Raw genomic sequence first — 14,870 nt, forward strand, 5'->3', positions numbered from 1 at the left:
CGGCTTTTTTCATGGTGCGTATCGGCCGTGCGTGACCGAGGTCAGCGCGCGTCGAGCGCCTGCAGCATGGCCTCGGCGCTGGAGACCCGGAATTCGCCCGGCGCTTCCACCTGCAGGATTTTGACCGTGCCGTCCTCGGCGTACAGGGCGAAACGCTGCGAGCGCAGGCCCATGCCGAAGCCGCTGCCGTCCAGTTCCAGGCCCAGCGCGCGGGTCAGGTCGGCATTGCCGTCGGCCAGCATGACGAGGTCGTCCGGCACGTCCTGCGCGCGTGCCCAGGCGTCCATCACGAAGGCGTCATTGACCGCCATGCAGGCGACCTCGACGCCGCGCTCGCGGAACTGCGCCATGTGCTGGATGAAGCCGGGCAGGTGCTGTTCCGAACAGGTGGGCGTGAACGCGCCGGGTACCGCGAACAGGACGACTTTGCGGTCGTCGAAAAGCTCCTCGCTGGTGACGACGTCGACGCCGTCGCGGATGCGGGTCAGGGTGGCGTGGGGGATGCGTTCTCCGACGCGGATGGTCATGCGGGAATCTCCTGGCGGGGCCGTACGGCCCGGGCGGACAGCCGCCGAGCGGGCGGCCGACGATGAAATAAAGCCACTTGAAAGCGGTGCGTAGGCACCCATTTTTGCAGACAAGCGGGCATCGGCCCGCACCGCATCAAGGAGACATCGACATGAGTATCACCCGTTACCATCCGTGGAACAATCCGGGCGGCCTGCACAAGGATTTCAAGCAGATGCTGGAGCGTTACTTCGGCGAAGAGAGCGGCGACCAGTCCGACGTGGTCACCAGCCAGTGGACCCCGCGCGTGGACATCCGCGAGGAGAAGGATGGCTTCGTGATCTTTGCCGACATTCCCGGCGTCGATCCGAAGGACATCGAGATCAGCATGGACAAGGGCATCCTCTCGATCCGCGGCGAACGCAGCAACGAGAGCCGCAACGAGGACGATAAGTACACCCGCGTGGAGCGTTCGCACGGTGTGTTTTACCGTCGTTTCGCGCTGCCGGACAGCGCCGACGCCGAGGGAGTCAGCGCCAAGGGCCGCCATGGGGTGCTGGAAATCCGCATTCCGAAGAAGCCCGAAAGCACGCCGCGCCGCATCAACATCGAGGCAGGCGAGTAAACTGCGGACGGTCCGTGTCACGCAGCCCTGCGCGTCGCATCGTCGACGCGCAGGGACGGTTTCGCGGCACGGGTATCCGTGCCGTGTTCGTTTGAGGAACCCCGATGGAGTTCAAGGATTACTACGACATCCTGGGCGTCGACAGTTCGGCCAGCGATGCCGACATTCGCAACGCCTACCGCAAGCTCGCGCGCAAGTACCATCCGGATCGCAACAAGGAGCCGGAAGCCGAGGAGAAGTTCAAGGCGGTCAACGAGGCGCACGAGGTCCTGAAGGACAAGCAGAAACGCGCGTCCTACGACCAGTTGCGCGCGGGTGGCTATCGCGGCGGCGATTCGTTCCAGCCGCCGCCGGGTTGGGGCCAGGGCGGCGGCGCGCAGTTCGATTTCGGCGGCGGCGATTTCAGCGACTTCTTCGAGTCGCTGTTCGGTCGCGGCGCGGCGCGCCAGGGCGGTGCGTATCAGCAGCGCCCGATGCGCGGCCGTGACGTACAGGCGCACATCGACATCGATTTGCGCACGGCCTATGCCGGCGGCAGCACGCGCGTCAGTCTGCATGACGGCGCGGGCGGCGAGCGCGTGCTGGAGGTGAAGATTCCGGCTGGCATCCAGTCGGGCAAGGTGATCCGCCTGAGCGGGCAGGGCCATCCCGGCGCGGCCGGCGGTCCTTCCGGCGACCTGATGCTGGAGGTCGGCATCCGTCCCGACCCGGTGTTCCGGCTCGACGGTCGTCATGTCGCCAGCACGCTGGCGGTGACGCCGTGGGAAGCCGCGCTGGGCGCCAAGGTGCCGGTGCCGACGCTGGGTGGCATCGTGGATCTGCAGATTCCCGCAGGCTCGCAGAGCGGTCGCAAGCTGCGCCTGAAGGGGCGCGGTCTGCCGGGCAACCCCGCCGGCGATCAGCTGGTCACGCTGGAAATCCACGCGCCACCGGCCGACAGCGACGACGACAAAGCGGCCTACGCGGCCTTTCGCGAGGCGTTCCCGGATTACGATCCGCGCTGAACAATCCGCTCAAGGGCACAAAAAAACGGAGCCGTTCGACTCCGCTTTTTTGTGATCGAACGCGGCACGCGTACGGGCGTCAGCCCGTCAGCAGTTCCTGGATCGTCTTGGACAACTCGCCCTCGTTGATCGGCTTGGTCACATAACCCTTGGCGCCCTGGCGCATGCCCCAGACGCGATCGGTGTCCTGGTTCTTGGTGGTGACCAGAACGATCGGAATATGCGAGGTTTCCTCGTCCTTGCTGATGGTACGCGTGGCCTGGAAACCATTGAGGTTCGGCATCACCACGTCCATCAGGATCAGGTCCGGCTTTTCGCGCTTCGCGGCCTCGACGCCGGCGGCGCCGTCTTCGGCGGTCATGGCCTCGTGGCCGAGCTGTTCGACGATCCGCTTGATGCCCAGCAACTGCGACGGCGAGTCGTCAACGATCAGAATGCGCGCCATGTAGGATTCCCCAATGCTGCGTGTGTTGAAGTGAAAACGATACGGTTCATTCTACGTCCCTCGCGGGTTCCGGCCAAGCTAAAAGTGGGACCAGAAAAGGGATGTATATTGAATGTGTTGTGATGCCAAGTTGATGTGAAATATCAATCCGACACTGTGATCCTGACCACGCTTCGGCCAAACGAGCGGCCGGCCAGCATGTCCTCGAACAGGGACGGCAATTCGTCCAGCGGAAGCGTGCGCGTGTGGATGCGCTCCAGGTGCGCGGGCTTCCAGTCGTCGGCCAGATGCTGCCAGACCCGTTCGCGCAGATCGCGCGCGGTGCCGGCCGAGGCCACGCCCAGCAAATTCACGCCGCGGATGATGAAGGGCATCACCGTGGTCGACAGCTTCGGGCTGGCCGCCAGGCCGCAGCAGGCCACGTTGCCGTAGGGCGCGGTGGAGGCGAGCAGGCCGGCCAGGATGTCGCCGCCGACGCAGTCGAAGGCGCCGCCGAAGCGGGTCGACTCCATCGGTTTGCCGCTGAAGCCGAGCGCCTCGCGGTCCAGACATGCCTTGGCGCCGAGCGCCTGCAGGAAGTCGAAGCGTTCGCGCTTGCCGCTGATCGCGTGCACCTCGTAGCCGGCGCGCGTGAAGATGTCCACGCCGAGCATGCCGACGCCGCCGGTGGCACCGGTGATGGCGATCGGGCCGAGTTCCGGCGTCTGCCGGTTGTCCTGCATGTGCAGCAGCGCCAGACCGGCGGTGAAGCCGGCCGTGCCCAGAATCATGGCTTCTTCCAGACTCAGGCCGGCGGGCAGGGGAATGGTCCACTGCGCGGGCAGGCGCACGACTTCGCTGTAGCCGCCGTCGCGCGTCTCGGAAAGGCCGCAACCGGTGCACAGCACGGCGTCGCCTTCCTTGAAGGCGGGATCGGTCGAGGCGATCACGTGGCCGGCAACGTCGATGCCGCCGTTGAGCGGGAAGGTGCGCAGGATCTTGCCCTGGCCGGTGCCGGCCAGCGCGTCCTTGTAGTTGACCGAGGAATACGCGGCGCGGATCGTCACCTCGCCCGGCGAGAGGTCGTCCAGGCGCAGCGTCTCGATACCGGCGCGGTAGCCGTCATCGTCGTGGTGGATGCGGAAGGCGCGGAAGGTGTCGCTCATGGCGTGGAACCTCCGTGTATCGCATGGCGTCGACGTGGCGAACGGACGCGGCATGCCGGAAAGAGTGGCCCGCGGCGATGTGCCGCGGGCCTGGAACGGTGGATCAGTTGGCCTTGTGGATGGCGCGCTTGTCGACCGACAGCGCGGCCTCGTGCACGGCCTCGGACAGCGTCGGATGGGCGTGCACGATGCGCGCCAGATCCTCGGCGGAGCCCTTGAACTCCATCGCCACCACGGCCTCGGCGATCAGTTCGGACACGCACGGTCCGACCATGTGCACGCCCAGCAGGCGGTCGGTCTCGGCATGGGCGATGACCTTCACCTGGCCGGCGGTGTCGTTCATGGCCACGGCGCGGCCGATGGCGGAGAACGGGAAGCTGCCGGTCTTGTACGGAATGCCCTCGTCCTTGCACTGCTGCTCGGTCTTGCCGGCCCAGGCCACTTCCGGCTCGGTGTAGATGACCCACGGGATCACGTCGTAGTCGATGTGACCGGCCTTGCCGGCGATCAGCTCGGCGACCATCACGCCTTCCTCGGAACCCTTGTGCGCCAGCATCGGGCCGCGCACGCAATCGCCGACGGCCCAGACGCCGTCGACGCCGGTCCAGCAGTGCTCGTCGACCGCGATGCGGCCGCGTTCGTCGGTCTTCACGCCGGTGCCTTCGCCGAGCAGACCCTCGGTGTAGGCGCGGCGGCCGACGGCCACCAGCAGCTTGTCGACGGTCAGCTTCTGCTCGCCGTTCTTGTCTTCGTAGGTGATCTCGACCACGGTCTTCTTGGCCTCGGCCTTGCTGACCTTGGCGCCGAGACGGATGTCCAGACCCTGCTTCTTGAACTCGCGCGCGGCGATCTTGGCGATGTCCTGATCCGCGGCGGCGAGGAAGTCGGGCAGGGCCTCGATCACGGTGACCTCGGCGCCCAGGCGGCGCCACACGCTGCCCAGTTCCAGGCCGATCACGCCGGCGCCGATCACGCCTAGGCGCTTCGGCGTCTTGTCGAAGTCCAGCGCGCCGGCGTTGTCGACGATCAACTTGCCGTCGAACTTGGCGAACGGCAGCTCCACCGGCACCGAGCCGGTGGCCAGGATCACGTTGACCGCTTCCAGCGTCTGCGTGTCGCCGTCCTTGCCTGTCACCTCGACCTTGTTGCCCGCGAGCAGCTTGCCGGTGCCGAAGAAGGGCGTGACCTTGTTCGACTTGAACAGCATGCCGATGCCGCCGGTGAACTGCTTGACGATCTTGTCCTTGCGGCCAACCATCGTCTTGACGTCGATCTGCGGGTCCTTGGCGGTGATGCCGTGGACGTCGAAGTGACTGGTCAGGTTCTCGAACTGGCGCGAGGAATCGAGCAGCGCCTTGGACGGGATGCAGCCCACGTTGAGACAGGTGCCGCCCAGCGCCTGCTTGCCGTCCTTGCCCTCGAAGGCGTCGATGCAGGCGGTCTTCAGGCCCAACTGCGCGGCGCGGATCGCGGCCACATAGCCGGCGGGGCCGCCGCCGATGACGATGACGTCGAACTTGGTTTCGCTCATTGCTTCGCTCACGAGATTCGGGAAAGGGGTGTCAGGATCGGATGTCAGGGCGACGGCATGCGACTTCAACGGGTCGCGGCGCCCCGACATCCATGCCGGCTCTTCTTCGGCCTTACAGGCCGAGCAGCATGCGGTGCGGGTTTTCCAGCTGGTTCTTGATGTCGACCAGGAACAGCACCGCGTCCTTGCCGTCGATGATGCGATGGTCGTAGCTGATGGCGATGTACATCATCGGCGCGGCGACGACCTGGCCGTTCTCGACCACCGCACGCTCCTTGATGGTGTGCATGCCCAGGATCGCGCTCTGCGGCGGGTTGACGATCGGCGTGGACATCAGCGAACCGAAGGTGCCACCGTTGGTGATGGTGAAGGTGCCGCCCTGCAGGTCGTCCAGGCTCAGCTTGCCGGCGCGCGCCTTGGCGGCGTAGTCGCCGATGGCCTGCTCGATCTCGGCGAAGCTCATGTCCTGCGCGTCGCGCAGCACCGGCGTCACCAGACCCTTCTCGGTGGACACCGCGATGGAGATGTCCTGGTAGCCGTGATAGATGATGTCGTCGCCGTCGACCGAGGCGTTGACGACCGGATGGCGCTTCAGCGCCTCGCACACGGCCTTCACGAAGAAGCTCATGAAGCCGAGCTTCACGCCGTGCTCCTTCAGGAACTGCTCGCCGAAGGTCTTGCGCATCTTGGCGACCTGGGCCAGGTTGACCTCGTTGAACGAGGTCAGCATGGCGATGGAGTCCTTGGACTGCATCAGGCGCTCGGCGATGCGCTTGCGGATGCGCGTCATCGGCACGCGCTCTTCCGGACGCGCACCCGGCGCGGCCAGCGCAGCGGCCGCCGCGCCGCCCTTGCCGTGCTTGACCAGGTCTTCCTTGGTCACGCGACCGCCGCGGCCGGTGCCTTCGACGGTGCTGGCGTCGATGCCTTCCTCGGTGGCCACGCGGCGACCGGCCGGCGACAGGTCTTCGCTGCCCTTGGCGGCCTTCGGCGCTTCGGCCTTGGCCGGCGCAGCAGGCGCCTCGGCCTTGGCGTCGCTCTTGTCCTCGGCTGCCGGGGCCGGCGCGGCCGCGCCTTCCTCGATCAGGGCGATGACCTGCTCGCTGTTGACGGTGTCGCCGGACTCGAACTTGATTTCCTTCAGCACGCCGTCGACGGGCGAAGGCACTTCCAGCACCACTTTGTCGGTTTCCAGGTCGACCAGATTCTCGTCGCGACGGACCGCGTCACCGGCCTTCTTGTGCCAGTCGGCGATGGTGGCGTCGGAAACCGATTCGGGAAGTACCGGGACTTTGACTTCGATGGCCATGGGGTTGTCCTGTTGGGTATGGCGTGATGCGTGTAAGGGGATGTCGGGTTATTCGGCGGTGTGGCCGTCGCTGACCGGATCGACCAGCGCCTGTTCGACCAGCGCCTTCTGTTCGGCGGCGTGCATGTTGGCATGACCGCAGGCCGGCGCGGCGGAGCGTGCGCGGCCGGCGTAGGACAGCTTGTACTTGCCGTCGGTGCAGGCCTGCAGGTGATGACGGATCTGGAACCACGCGCCCTGATTCATGGGTTCTTCCTGGCACCAGATGACTTCCTTGGCGGCGCTGTGCCTGGCCAGTTCCTCGACCACGCGTTCGCGCGGGAACGGGTACAGCTGCTCGACGCGCACGACGGCGACGTCGGTCAGTTCGCGCTGTTCGGCTTCCTCGAACAGGTCGTAGTAGACCTTGCCCGAGCACAGCACCACGCGCTTGGCCTTCTTCGGCTGCTTCAGGCGCTGGTCGCCGATCACGGTCTGGAACTGGCCCGAGGCCAGCTCGTCCAGGCTGGACACGGCCAGCTTGTGACGCAGCAGCGACTTCGGCGTCATCACGATCAGCGGCTTGCGCACGCGGCGCAGCATCTGCCGGCGGATCATGTGGAAGGTCTGCGCCGGCGTGGTCGGCACGCACACCTGCATGTTGTTGAGCGCGCACAGCTGCAGATAGCGTTCCAGGCGTGCCGAGGAATGCTCGGGGCCCTGGCCTTCGTAGCCGTGCGGCAGATACAGCACCAGACCGCACAGGCGGTTCCACTTGGACTCGCCGGCGCTGATGAACTGGTCGATCACCACCTGCGCGCCGTTGGCGAAGTCGCCGAACTGGGCTTCCCAGATCACCAGCGACTTCGGATCGGCGGTGGCGTAGCCGTATTCGAAGGCCATGACCGCTTCTTCGCTGAGCAGCGAATCGATCACCTCGACGTTGCGCTCGGGATCGATGTCGGCCAGGGGCAGGGCGGTCTTGCCGCTCTGCTGGTCGTGCAACACGGCGTGGCGGTGGAAGAAGGTGCCGCGGCCAGAATCCTGTCCGACCAGACGCAGATCGTAGCCGTCCTTGATGATGCCCGCGTAGGCCAGGTTCTCGGCGAAGCCCCAGTCGGCGGGCTGCTCGCCAGCGGCCATCGCGCGGCGCGCTTCGTAGATCTTGGCCACGCGCGACTGCAGCTTGAAGTCGTCCGGCGTCTTCAGGATCACGTCCAGCAGTTCGGAGGCGGTCTTGCGCTCGATGCCGGTATCGATGTCTTCGTCCAGCTTGCCGCCGATGTGCTGACTCCACTGGAACGTGGTGCCGCCTTTCTCGGTGTCCAGGTCGGTGACCGGACCGCCGCTTTCCAGCAGCTCGCGGTAGCGCTCGACCAGGCCCTTGGCGTGGGCGTCGTCGATCACGCCGGCTTTCTCCAGGCGCTCGGCGTAGATGGCGCGGGGCACCGGATGCTTGCGGATGATCTGGTACATCAGCGGCTGCGTGGCGGCCGGCTCGTCGGCCTCGTTGTGGCCGTTGCGGCGGTAGCAGACCAGGTCGATCACCACGTCCTTCTTGAACGTGCGGCGGAACTCGAACGCCAGCCGCGCGACCTGCACCACGGCCTCGGGATCGTCGCCGTTGACGTGGAACACCGGCGCGTTGACCATCTTGGCCACGTCGGTGCAATACAGGGTCGAACGCGCGTCGTGCGGGTTGGAGATGGTGAAGCCGACCTGGTTGTTGATGACCACGTGCACGGTGCCGCCGACGGCGAAGCCGCGGGCCTGGGACATCTGCAGGGTCTCCATCACCACGCCCTGGCCGGCGAAGGCCGCGTCGCCGTGGATCAGCAGCGGCAGCACCTTTTCGTGGTCCGCATCGCGGCGGCGGGCCTGGCGCGCGCGCACCGAGCCGATCACCACCGGGTCGACGATCTCCAGGTGCGACGGGTTGAAGGCCATGGCCAGGTGCACGCCGTTGCCGCTGGGCGTCTTGACGTCGGCCGAGAAGCCCATGTGGTACTTCACGTCGCCGCTGTATTCGGGGTCGTCCGGATGCTGGAACTTGCCCTCGAACTCGTCGAACAGCTCGGCGGGCGGTTTGCCCAGGGTGTTGACCAGCATGTTCAGGCGGCCGCGATGGGCCATGCCGATCACCAGTTCCTCGATGTTGTCTTCGCCGCAGCGCCGGATCAGCGCGTCGAGCATCGGGATCATGCTGTCGCCGCCTTCCAGCGAGAAGCGCTTCTGGCCGACGTAGCGGGTGTGCAGGTAGCGTTCCAGGCCGTCGGCGGCGGTCAGACGCTCGAGCACGCGGCGCTTTTCCTCGTCGCTCAGGCCCGGCTCGCCGGCGGCTTTCTCCAGACGCGAATACACCCAGCGACGCTGCTCGTGGTCGCTGATGTGCATGAACTCGGCGCCGATCGAGCGGGTGTAGGTTTTCTGCAGGCGCGCGAGCAGATCGCGCAGCTTCATGCGGCCGGCATCGCCGCCGCAGTAGGTGCCGGTATCGAATTCGGTATCGAGATCGGATTCGGCCAGGCCGTGGAACGGCAAGCCCAGGTCCGGCGCCGGCAGCTTGTTGGCCAGCTTCAGCGGATCGAGGTCGGCACCCAGATGGCCTCGCGACCGGTAGGCCGTGAGGATGCGCAGCACGCCGGCCTGCTTGCGGGCGTGCGCGTCGCTCATCGGTACGCCGGCATGGCCGTTGCGATCGCGATCGCGCTGTGCGGCCTCGATGCGGGCAATGATGGCCGAGTGCGGCACATCGCCAGCGTGGCCGTCGGCCAGCTTGGCAAAGTACTCGGACCAGGATTCGGGGAGAGCCGAAGGGTCGGAAAGCCAGGTTTCGTACAGTTCCTCGACATAGTCGGCGTTGCTGCCGAGTTGCGAGGATTCCATGAATTCGCGGATCAGATTTGCGCTCACGTCACCACCGGCAAAAATGAAAAGGGCGCGCTGGCGCACGCCGGAGGGTCGTTTCGGGCCTGCTGGAGCGAACTATTCGTCCGCAAGGCTCAAAATCCCGTTAATTATAGCCACTCGTTACGGTGTTGGGACAAGGTTTGGACTCATGACGGGTGTGCATGCCCGGGTTTGTTCATAGTTCCAGGCTGCGCAGGACCGTGGCCGGCGCGGCGCGTTGCCATACTTCGTCGAAGTAGGCGATCAGCTGACGGTTGGCCCCGAGGTTGCAGGTTGCGCCGCGTCCATCGAAGCGTCCGACCTGCGGCAGCATCAGATAGCCGCCGTTGTCGTTGGCGAAGAACGCCGAGGGATAGGCGCGGTCCTCGTCCTCGACCGGCTGGCGCAAGTGCAGGGTGCTGGGCAGGCGCTGGGCCAGCGGGATCAGGCGATGATCGTCGCGCAGCGCCTGCGCCGGGTCGGCCAGCAGCATGCGCACGTCCGCGCCGCGTCCGGAGGTCGCCAGCTTGCGCACGGCGGTCAGTACGTCGTCGTGGTCCAGTACGCCGGGCGCGAGATCGCGATGATGGACGACGAAGGCGTGCCGCGCGTCGGCGAGCAGTTGCAGCACGGCCGCGATGACATCGCTGCAGGTTTCCGTCTGCAGCAATCGGTAGGCGGGGCGCTCGACCGCGATGCCGCGTTCGCCGGGCGCGGCCTCCAGCGGTTCCAGATCGCGCTGCATGGTGCGGTGCTCGATGCCGGCTTCCATGAACGGTTCGCCCTCGGCCTGGAACCCATGGCGTTCGTAGAAGCCGATGGCGTGGACCTGCGCGTGCAGGCTCACGCGTGTCCAGCCGAGCGCACGAGCGCGGTCGATCAGGGCCTGCAGCATGGCCGCGCCGACGTTGCGACCGCGCCAGTCGGCGAGTACGGCCATGCGGCCAATGGTGCGCTGGGGGGTCAGGCGGCCGGTGCCGATCGGCGTGCCGTCGGCGGCGCGGGCGAGAACGTGATGGCATTGCGGGTCCAGTTCGTCCCATTCCTCTTCGATGGGCACGTTCTGTTCCTGGATGAAGACCACGTCGCGGATCGCCCGAAGGGCGGTTCGGTCGGCGTTCCAGTCCGCCGGTTCGACATGGAAATCCGCCGAGAGCGTCATTTGGCGCGGCCTCGCTTGAGTGCCAGGTGGCCGTCGTTGATCAGCGCCAGCAACACGTCCTGGGCGGCCTCGTCGGGTGGCTTCTGCAAGTGCTGGATGCGCTCGCTGCACAGCCAGCGGGCCATGCTCATCGTGCAGTGATAGGCGTTGCCGGCGGCGAACAACGTGGCGCCGCCACGACGGCGTACCCAGGCAAAGCGCGTCCACGGATGGCGCACGAAGGTGGCGCCGGCGGCCAGCGCGTTGAGCAGTTGCTTGTGCGACCGCTTGCGCGCCGGCGGCGCCGCGAACTGCGCGCTGCGGTAGCGGGTGATGAAGCAGCCGAACCATTCGGCCAGGGCGTCGCGCGAGAGCAGGTCGGCGGCCGGTCCCAGCCGCGCGCACAGGCGGTTCAGCGCGGCTTCGTCGATTTCGCCCGGGGTCGGCGCGGGGCGCAGGTCGGGATCGCGGTAGCGCTGCTGTTCCGGCAGTTGCTCGGCGACGTGATCGACCAGGTCGGTCAGCAATTCGGCGTGCGCCGGCGCGCGCATGCCCACGGAGAAGGTCAGGCAGGCGCCCTGCGCGACACCGTCGTGCGCGATGTTGGGCGGCAGGTAGAGCATGTCGCCCGGTTCCAGCACCCAGGTGTGATCCGGCGTGAACTGGCGCAGCAACTTCAGTTCGACGTCGTCGCGAAAATCCTGCGGTGCGTCCGGGTTGCTGTCGATCGACCAGCGACGGCGGCCCATGCCCTGCAGCAGGAACACGTCGTACTGGTCGACGTGCGCGCCCACGCCGCCGCCGTCCTCGGCGTAGCTCACCATCACGTCGTCGATGCGCCAGGACGGCAGGAAGCGGAATGGGTCGAGCAGGCGCGCGACGTCGGCATCCCACTTGTCGACATCCTGCACCAGCAGGGTCCAGCGATCCTCGGGCAGCTGCGCGAAGGTCGCTTCCTCGAACGGTCCCTGGCGCAGTTCCCAGTGATCGTTCTTTGGATCGTGGATGACGATGCGCGACAGCGCGGCGTCCTCGCAGGCCAGCCCGCCGAGATCCTCGGGCCGCAGCGGCAGTTCAAAGTTCGGGAACGCGTTGCGGATCAGCAGCGGGTGCTTCTGCCAGTACAGTTCGAGGAAGCGCGCGGCCGGCATGCCGAGCGGCAGCCGGGCCGAGCCGCGGACTTCGATCGGTGGCTGGTTGCGGGAACGTGTGCGTGGAGTCATCGGCCTAGTGTATCGAGGGGTCCGCCCCGAAGGGTCTCAGACCTCGATGCGCCATCCTGGAACGACGCTCGAGCGGTTCCGGGCGCGACCTTACGTCGCGGCCCGGTGGTGGATTCAGATATCGCGCGCGAGTTCCGCGGCCAGGCCGGTATAACCGGCCGGCGTCAGTTCCAGCAGACGCCGCTTGTCGGCTTCGGGCAGGTCGAGCTGGCCGATGAACTCGCGCATCGAATCGCGCGTGATGCCGCGGCCGCGCGTGAGCGCCTTGAGCTGCTCGTACGGACTGGGCAAGCCGTAGCGGCGCATCACGGTCTGCACGGCTTCGGCCAGCACTTCCCAGTTGGCGTCCAGATCGGCGGCCAGGCGTTCGGGGTTGACCTCCAGCTTGCCCAGACCCTTCTGCAGCGAAGCCAGCGCCACCAGCGTATGGCCGAACGCGGTACCGAGGCCGCGCAGCACGGTGGAGTCGGTCAGGTCGCGCTGCCAGCGGCTGATCGGCAGCTTCTGCGCGAAGTGGTCGAGCAGGGCGTCGGCCACGCCGAAATTGCCCTCGGCATTCTCGAAGTCGATCGGGTTGACCTTGTGCGGCATGGTCGAGGAACCGATTTCGCCTTCCTTCAGCGCCTGCTTGAAATAGCCCTGCGAGATGTAGCCCCAGATGTCGCGTGCCAGGTCGATCATGATGACGTTGGCGCGGCGCACCGCGTCGCAGTACTCGGCGACGCCGTCGTGCGGCTCGATCTGCGTGGTGTACGGGTTCCAGTCCAGGCCCAGGCTCTCGACGAAGCGCTGCGAGAAACCGCGCCAGTCGATGTCCGGGTAGGTCACGGCATGGGCGTTGTAGTTGCCCACCGCGCCATTGATCTTGGCCGGCACCTCGACGCGCGCCAATTGCGCGCGCTGGCGTTGCAGACGCGCGACGACGTTGGCCAGTTCCTTGCCCAAGGTGGTCGGCGAGGCGGTCTGGCCGTGGGTGCGCGAAAGCATGGGCAGGTCGGCGTTGGCGTGCGCCATGTCGCGCAGGCAACCGATCACCGCGTCCAGTTGCGGCAGCAGCACGGCGTCGCGCGCGTCGCGCAACATCAGCGCGTAGGACAGATTGTTGATGTCCTCGCTGGTGCAGGCGAAGTGCACGAATTCCTTGGCCGCGCCCAGCTCGACGTCGTCGCCGATGCGCTCCTTGATGAAGTACTCGACGGCCTTGACGTCATGGTTGGTCGTCGCCTCGATGTCCTTGATGCGCTGACCGTCTTCGACCGAGAAGTCGTCGGCGATGGCCTGCAGGCGCGCCGCGGCGGCGGTGGAGAATGGTGCCAGTTCGACGATGCCCGGTTCGGCAGCCAGCGCCAGCAGCCAGGCAATCTCGACGCGGACGCGGCGGTGCATCAGGCCGTATTCGCTGAAGATCGGGCGCAGCATCTCGACCTTGGCGGCATAACGGCCGTCCAGCGGCGAGAGGGCGGTCAACGGAGTCAGGGACATGAAGCAGGCTTCCGGTCGGAACAAGCGCCCTATTGTAATGGACTTGCCGGCGACAGGGATCGCGGCCGCACGATTACCCGGAACTTCACACGGCGTATGCGAGGATGGTCGTCGAACGTGTCACGCACCGATCCACAGCGGCCGGCGTGCCGGCCAGGGAGCTCGAACCGATGTCGTCGCACCCCCCGTACGACGAGATGTACGACGCCGAGGGCCATATCCGGGCGCATTACGCGCCATTCGCGGCATGGATGGACGACACCCAGGATGCGCGGATCGCGCAGAAGCGGCGGCAGGCGGAAATTTCCTTTCACCGCGTGGGCATCACTTTTGCGGTCTACGGCGAGGAAAGCGGCGGCGAACGACTGATTCCTTTCGACATCGCTCCGCGCATCATCCCCGCCGGAGAGTGGAAGGTGCTGGAGGCCGGACTGATCCAGCGCGTGCGCGCGCTCAACATGTTCCTGCACGACATTTACCACGGCCGACGCATCCTCGAATTCGGGGTGATTCCGGAGTCGCTGGTGCTGAGGAACTCCCAGTACCGCCCGCAAATGCAGGGTATCGATCTGCCCAACGAGGTATATGCCCATATCGCCGGCATCGACATCGTGCGCGCGGGCCAGGGCGAGTACTACGTGCTGGAAGACAATCTGCGCGTGCCGTCGGGCGTGTCCTACATGCTCGAGAACCGCAAGATGATGATGCGGTTGTTTCCGGAGCTGTTCGCCACGCAGTCGGTCGCGCCGGTCGAGCACTACCCGGCGCTGCTGCTGGAGACCCTGCAGTCGGTCGGTCCGGAGGGACTGGACGAGCCGGTGGTCGCGGTGCTGACGCCGGGGTCGTTCAACTCGGCCTATTTCGAGCACGCCTTTCTGGCGCAGCAGATGGGCGTGGAGCTGGTCGAGGGGCAGGACCTGTTCGTGCGCGACGACACGGTCTACATGCGCACCACCCGCGGACCGCGACGCGTGCACGTCATCTATCGCCGCATCGACGACGATTTCCTCGATCCGCAGGTGTTCCGTCCCGACTCGGTGCTGGGCGTGCCGGGACTGTTCTCGGCAGTCGCCGCGGGTCGGGTCACGCTGGCCAACAGTTTCGGCACCGGCGTCGCTGACGACAAGTCGATCTATCCCTATGTGCCGGAGATGATCCGCTTTTACCTGAGCGAGGACCCGATCCTGCTCAACGTGCCGACCTACCGTCTGCGTCATGACGACGACCGCAAGTACGTCCTCGATCATCTGGAAGAACTGGTGGTCAAGGAAGCGCAGGGCGCCGGCGGCTACGGCATGCTGATCGGTCCGACCGCGAGCAAGGCCGAGATCGAGACCTTCCGCCAGCAGATTTTGGCCGAGCCGGAGCGTTACATCGCGCAGCCGACGCTGTCGCTGTCGACGTGTCCGACGTTCGTGGATTCCGGCGTGGCGCCGCGGCACGTGGACCTGCGGCCGTACGTGCTGTCGGGCAGCGAGACCATGGTCGTGCCGGGCGGACTGACCCGCGTGGCGTTGCGCGAGGGTTCCCTGGTGGTCAACTCGTCCCAGGGCGGCGGCACCAAGGACACCTGGGTACTGGAGGGCTGAC

General features: G+C 66.4%; 12 protein-coding genes. 3 read left to right on the forward strand and 9 right to left on the reverse strand.

Features of this window, described 5'->3' with window-relative positions; genetic code table 11:
* Positions 1–41 precede the first annotated feature (41 nt).
* Positions 42–527, reverse strand: a complete 486-nt coding sequence (locus LF63_RS07520; RefSeq protein ID WP_043100739.1) for a peroxiredoxin — start codon at positions 525–527, stop codon at positions 42–44.
* Positions 528–742: 215 nt separating this feature from the next.
* Here LF63_RS07520 and LF63_RS07525 point away from each other — a divergent pair, with 215 nt between their 5' ends.
* Entirely contained in the window at positions 743–1,132 is a 390-nt protein-coding gene (locus LF63_RS07525) for an Hsp20/alpha crystallin family protein (RefSeq protein WP_425477062.1), read from the forward strand.
* Positions 1,133–1,236: 104 nt separating this feature from the next.
* Positions 1,237–2,136: a DnaJ C-terminal domain-containing protein gene (locus tag LF63_RS07530; RefSeq protein WP_043100744.1), complete on the forward strand. Its 900-nt coding sequence runs from the start codon at positions 1,237–1,239 to the stop codon at positions 2,134–2,136.
* Between the two features lie 79 nt (positions 2,137–2,215).
* Here the strand turns inward: LF63_RS07530 and pilH are convergent, their stop codons facing one another.
* The 8 genes from pilH to purB all read right to left on the reverse strand — a co-directional run bounded on the left by pilH (position 2,216) and on the right by purB (position 13,280).
* On the reverse strand, positions 2,216–2,581 hold the full coding sequence (pilH, locus tag LF63_RS07535) for a twitching motility response regulator PilH (protein WP_043100746.1): 366 nt from the start codon (positions 2,579–2,581) through the stop codon (positions 2,216–2,218).
* 143 nt (positions 2,582–2,724) lie between these two features.
* The gene (locus tag LF63_RS07540; protein ID WP_043100749.1) at positions 2,725–3,726 is read right to left on the reverse strand and encodes a YhdH/YhfP family quinone oxidoreductase; all 1,002 of its coding nucleotides are present in this window, start codon (positions 3,724–3,726) and stop codon (positions 2,725–2,727) included.
* Positions 3,727–3,829: 103 nt separating this feature from the next.
* Positions 3,830–5,257 (reverse strand): dihydrolipoyl dehydrogenase, encoded by a 1,428-nt coding sequence (lpdA, locus tag LF63_RS07545; protein WP_043100750.1) that lies wholly within the window; start codon positions 5,255–5,257, stop codon positions 3,830–3,832.
* A gap of 112 nt (positions 5,258–5,369) precedes the next feature.
* The gene (gene odhB, locus LF63_RS07550; protein ID WP_043100753.1) at positions 5,370–6,566 is read right to left on the reverse strand and encodes a 2-oxoglutarate dehydrogenase complex dihydrolipoyllysine-residue succinyltransferase; all 1,197 of its coding nucleotides are present in this window, start codon (positions 6,564–6,566) and stop codon (positions 5,370–5,372) included.
* Positions 6,567–6,614: 48 nt separating this feature from the next.
* Positions 6,615–9,458 (reverse strand): 2-oxoglutarate dehydrogenase E1 component, encoded by a 2,844-nt coding sequence (locus tag LF63_RS07555; RefSeq protein ID WP_043103419.1) that lies wholly within the window; start codon positions 9,456–9,458, stop codon positions 6,615–6,617.
* Between the two features lie 172 nt (positions 9,459–9,630).
* A complete protein-coding gene (locus LF63_RS07560; RefSeq protein WP_043100754.1) occupies positions 9,631–10,596 on the reverse strand; it encodes a GNAT family N-acetyltransferase in 966 nt (321 codons plus the stop codon).
* On the reverse strand, positions 10,593–11,798 hold the full coding sequence (locus tag LF63_RS07565) for a cupin domain-containing protein (RefSeq protein ID WP_043100756.1): 1,206 nt from the start codon (positions 11,796–11,798) through the stop codon (positions 10,593–10,595). Before LF63_RS07565 ends, LF63_RS07560 begins: the two co-directional genes overlap by 4 nt.
* 114 nt (positions 11,799–11,912) lie before the next feature.
* Positions 11,913–13,280 (reverse strand): adenylosuccinate lyase, encoded by a 1,368-nt coding sequence (purB, locus tag LF63_RS07570; protein WP_043100757.1) that lies wholly within the window; start codon positions 13,278–13,280, stop codon positions 11,913–11,915.
* 170 nt (positions 13,281–13,450) lie between these two features.
* Between purB and LF63_RS07575 the strand changes: the two genes are divergently transcribed.
* A complete protein-coding gene (locus LF63_RS07575) occupies positions 13,451–14,869 on the forward strand; it encodes a circularly permuted type 2 ATP-grasp protein (protein WP_043100759.1) in 1,419 nt (472 codons plus the stop codon).
* The last annotated feature ends 1 nt before the right edge of the window (position 14,870 follow it).

The organism is Oleiagrimonas soli (assembly GCF_000761445.1).
Classification (GTDB): Bacteria; Pseudomonadota; Gammaproteobacteria; order Xanthomonadales; family Rhodanobacteraceae; genus Oleiagrimonas; species Oleiagrimonas soli.

What these genes read in the sequence shown, in the direction of transcription:
- LF63_RS07520 (WP_043100739.1), bottom strand. Translation starts at nt 527, where the DNA reads ATGACCATCCGCGTCGGAGAACGCATCCCCCACGCCACCCTGACCCGC.
- LF63_RS07525 (WP_425477062.1), top strand. Translation starts at nt 743, where the DNA reads ATGCTGGAGCGTTACTTCGGCGAAGAGAGCGGCGACCAGTCCGACGTG.
- LF63_RS07530 (WP_043100744.1), top strand. Translation starts at nt 1,237, where the DNA reads ATGGAGTTCAAGGATTACTACGACATCCTGGGCGTCGACAGTTCGGCC.
- pilH (WP_043100746.1), bottom strand. Translation starts at nt 2,581, where the DNA reads ATGGCGCGCATTCTGATCGTTGACGACTCGCCGTCGCAGTTGCTGGGC.
- LF63_RS07540 (WP_043100749.1), bottom strand. Translation starts at nt 3,726, where the DNA reads ATGAGCGACACCTTCCGCGCCTTCCGCATCCACCACGACGATGACGGC.
- lpdA (WP_043100750.1), bottom strand. Translation starts at nt 5,257, where the DNA reads ATGAGCGAAACCAAGTTCGACGTCATCGTCATCGGCGGCGGCCCCGCC.
- odhB (WP_043100753.1), bottom strand. Translation starts at nt 6,566, where the DNA reads ATGGCCATCGAAGTCAAAGTCCCGGTACTTCCCGAATCGGTTTCCGAC.
- LF63_RS07560 (WP_043100754.1), bottom strand. Translation starts at nt 10,596, where the DNA reads ATGACGCTCTCGGCGGATTTCCATGTCGAACCGGCGGACTGGAACGCC.
- LF63_RS07565 (WP_043100756.1), bottom strand. Translation starts at nt 11,798, where the DNA reads ATGACTCCACGCACACGTTCCCGCAACCAGCCACCGATCGAAGTCCGC.
- purB (WP_043100757.1), bottom strand. Translation starts at nt 13,280, where the DNA reads ATGTCCCTGACTCCGTTGACCGCCCTCTCGCCGCTGGACGGCCGTTAT.
- LF63_RS07575 (WP_043100759.1), top strand. Translation starts at nt 13,451, where the DNA reads ATGTCGTCGCACCCCCCGTACGACGAGATGTACGACGCCGAGGGCCAT.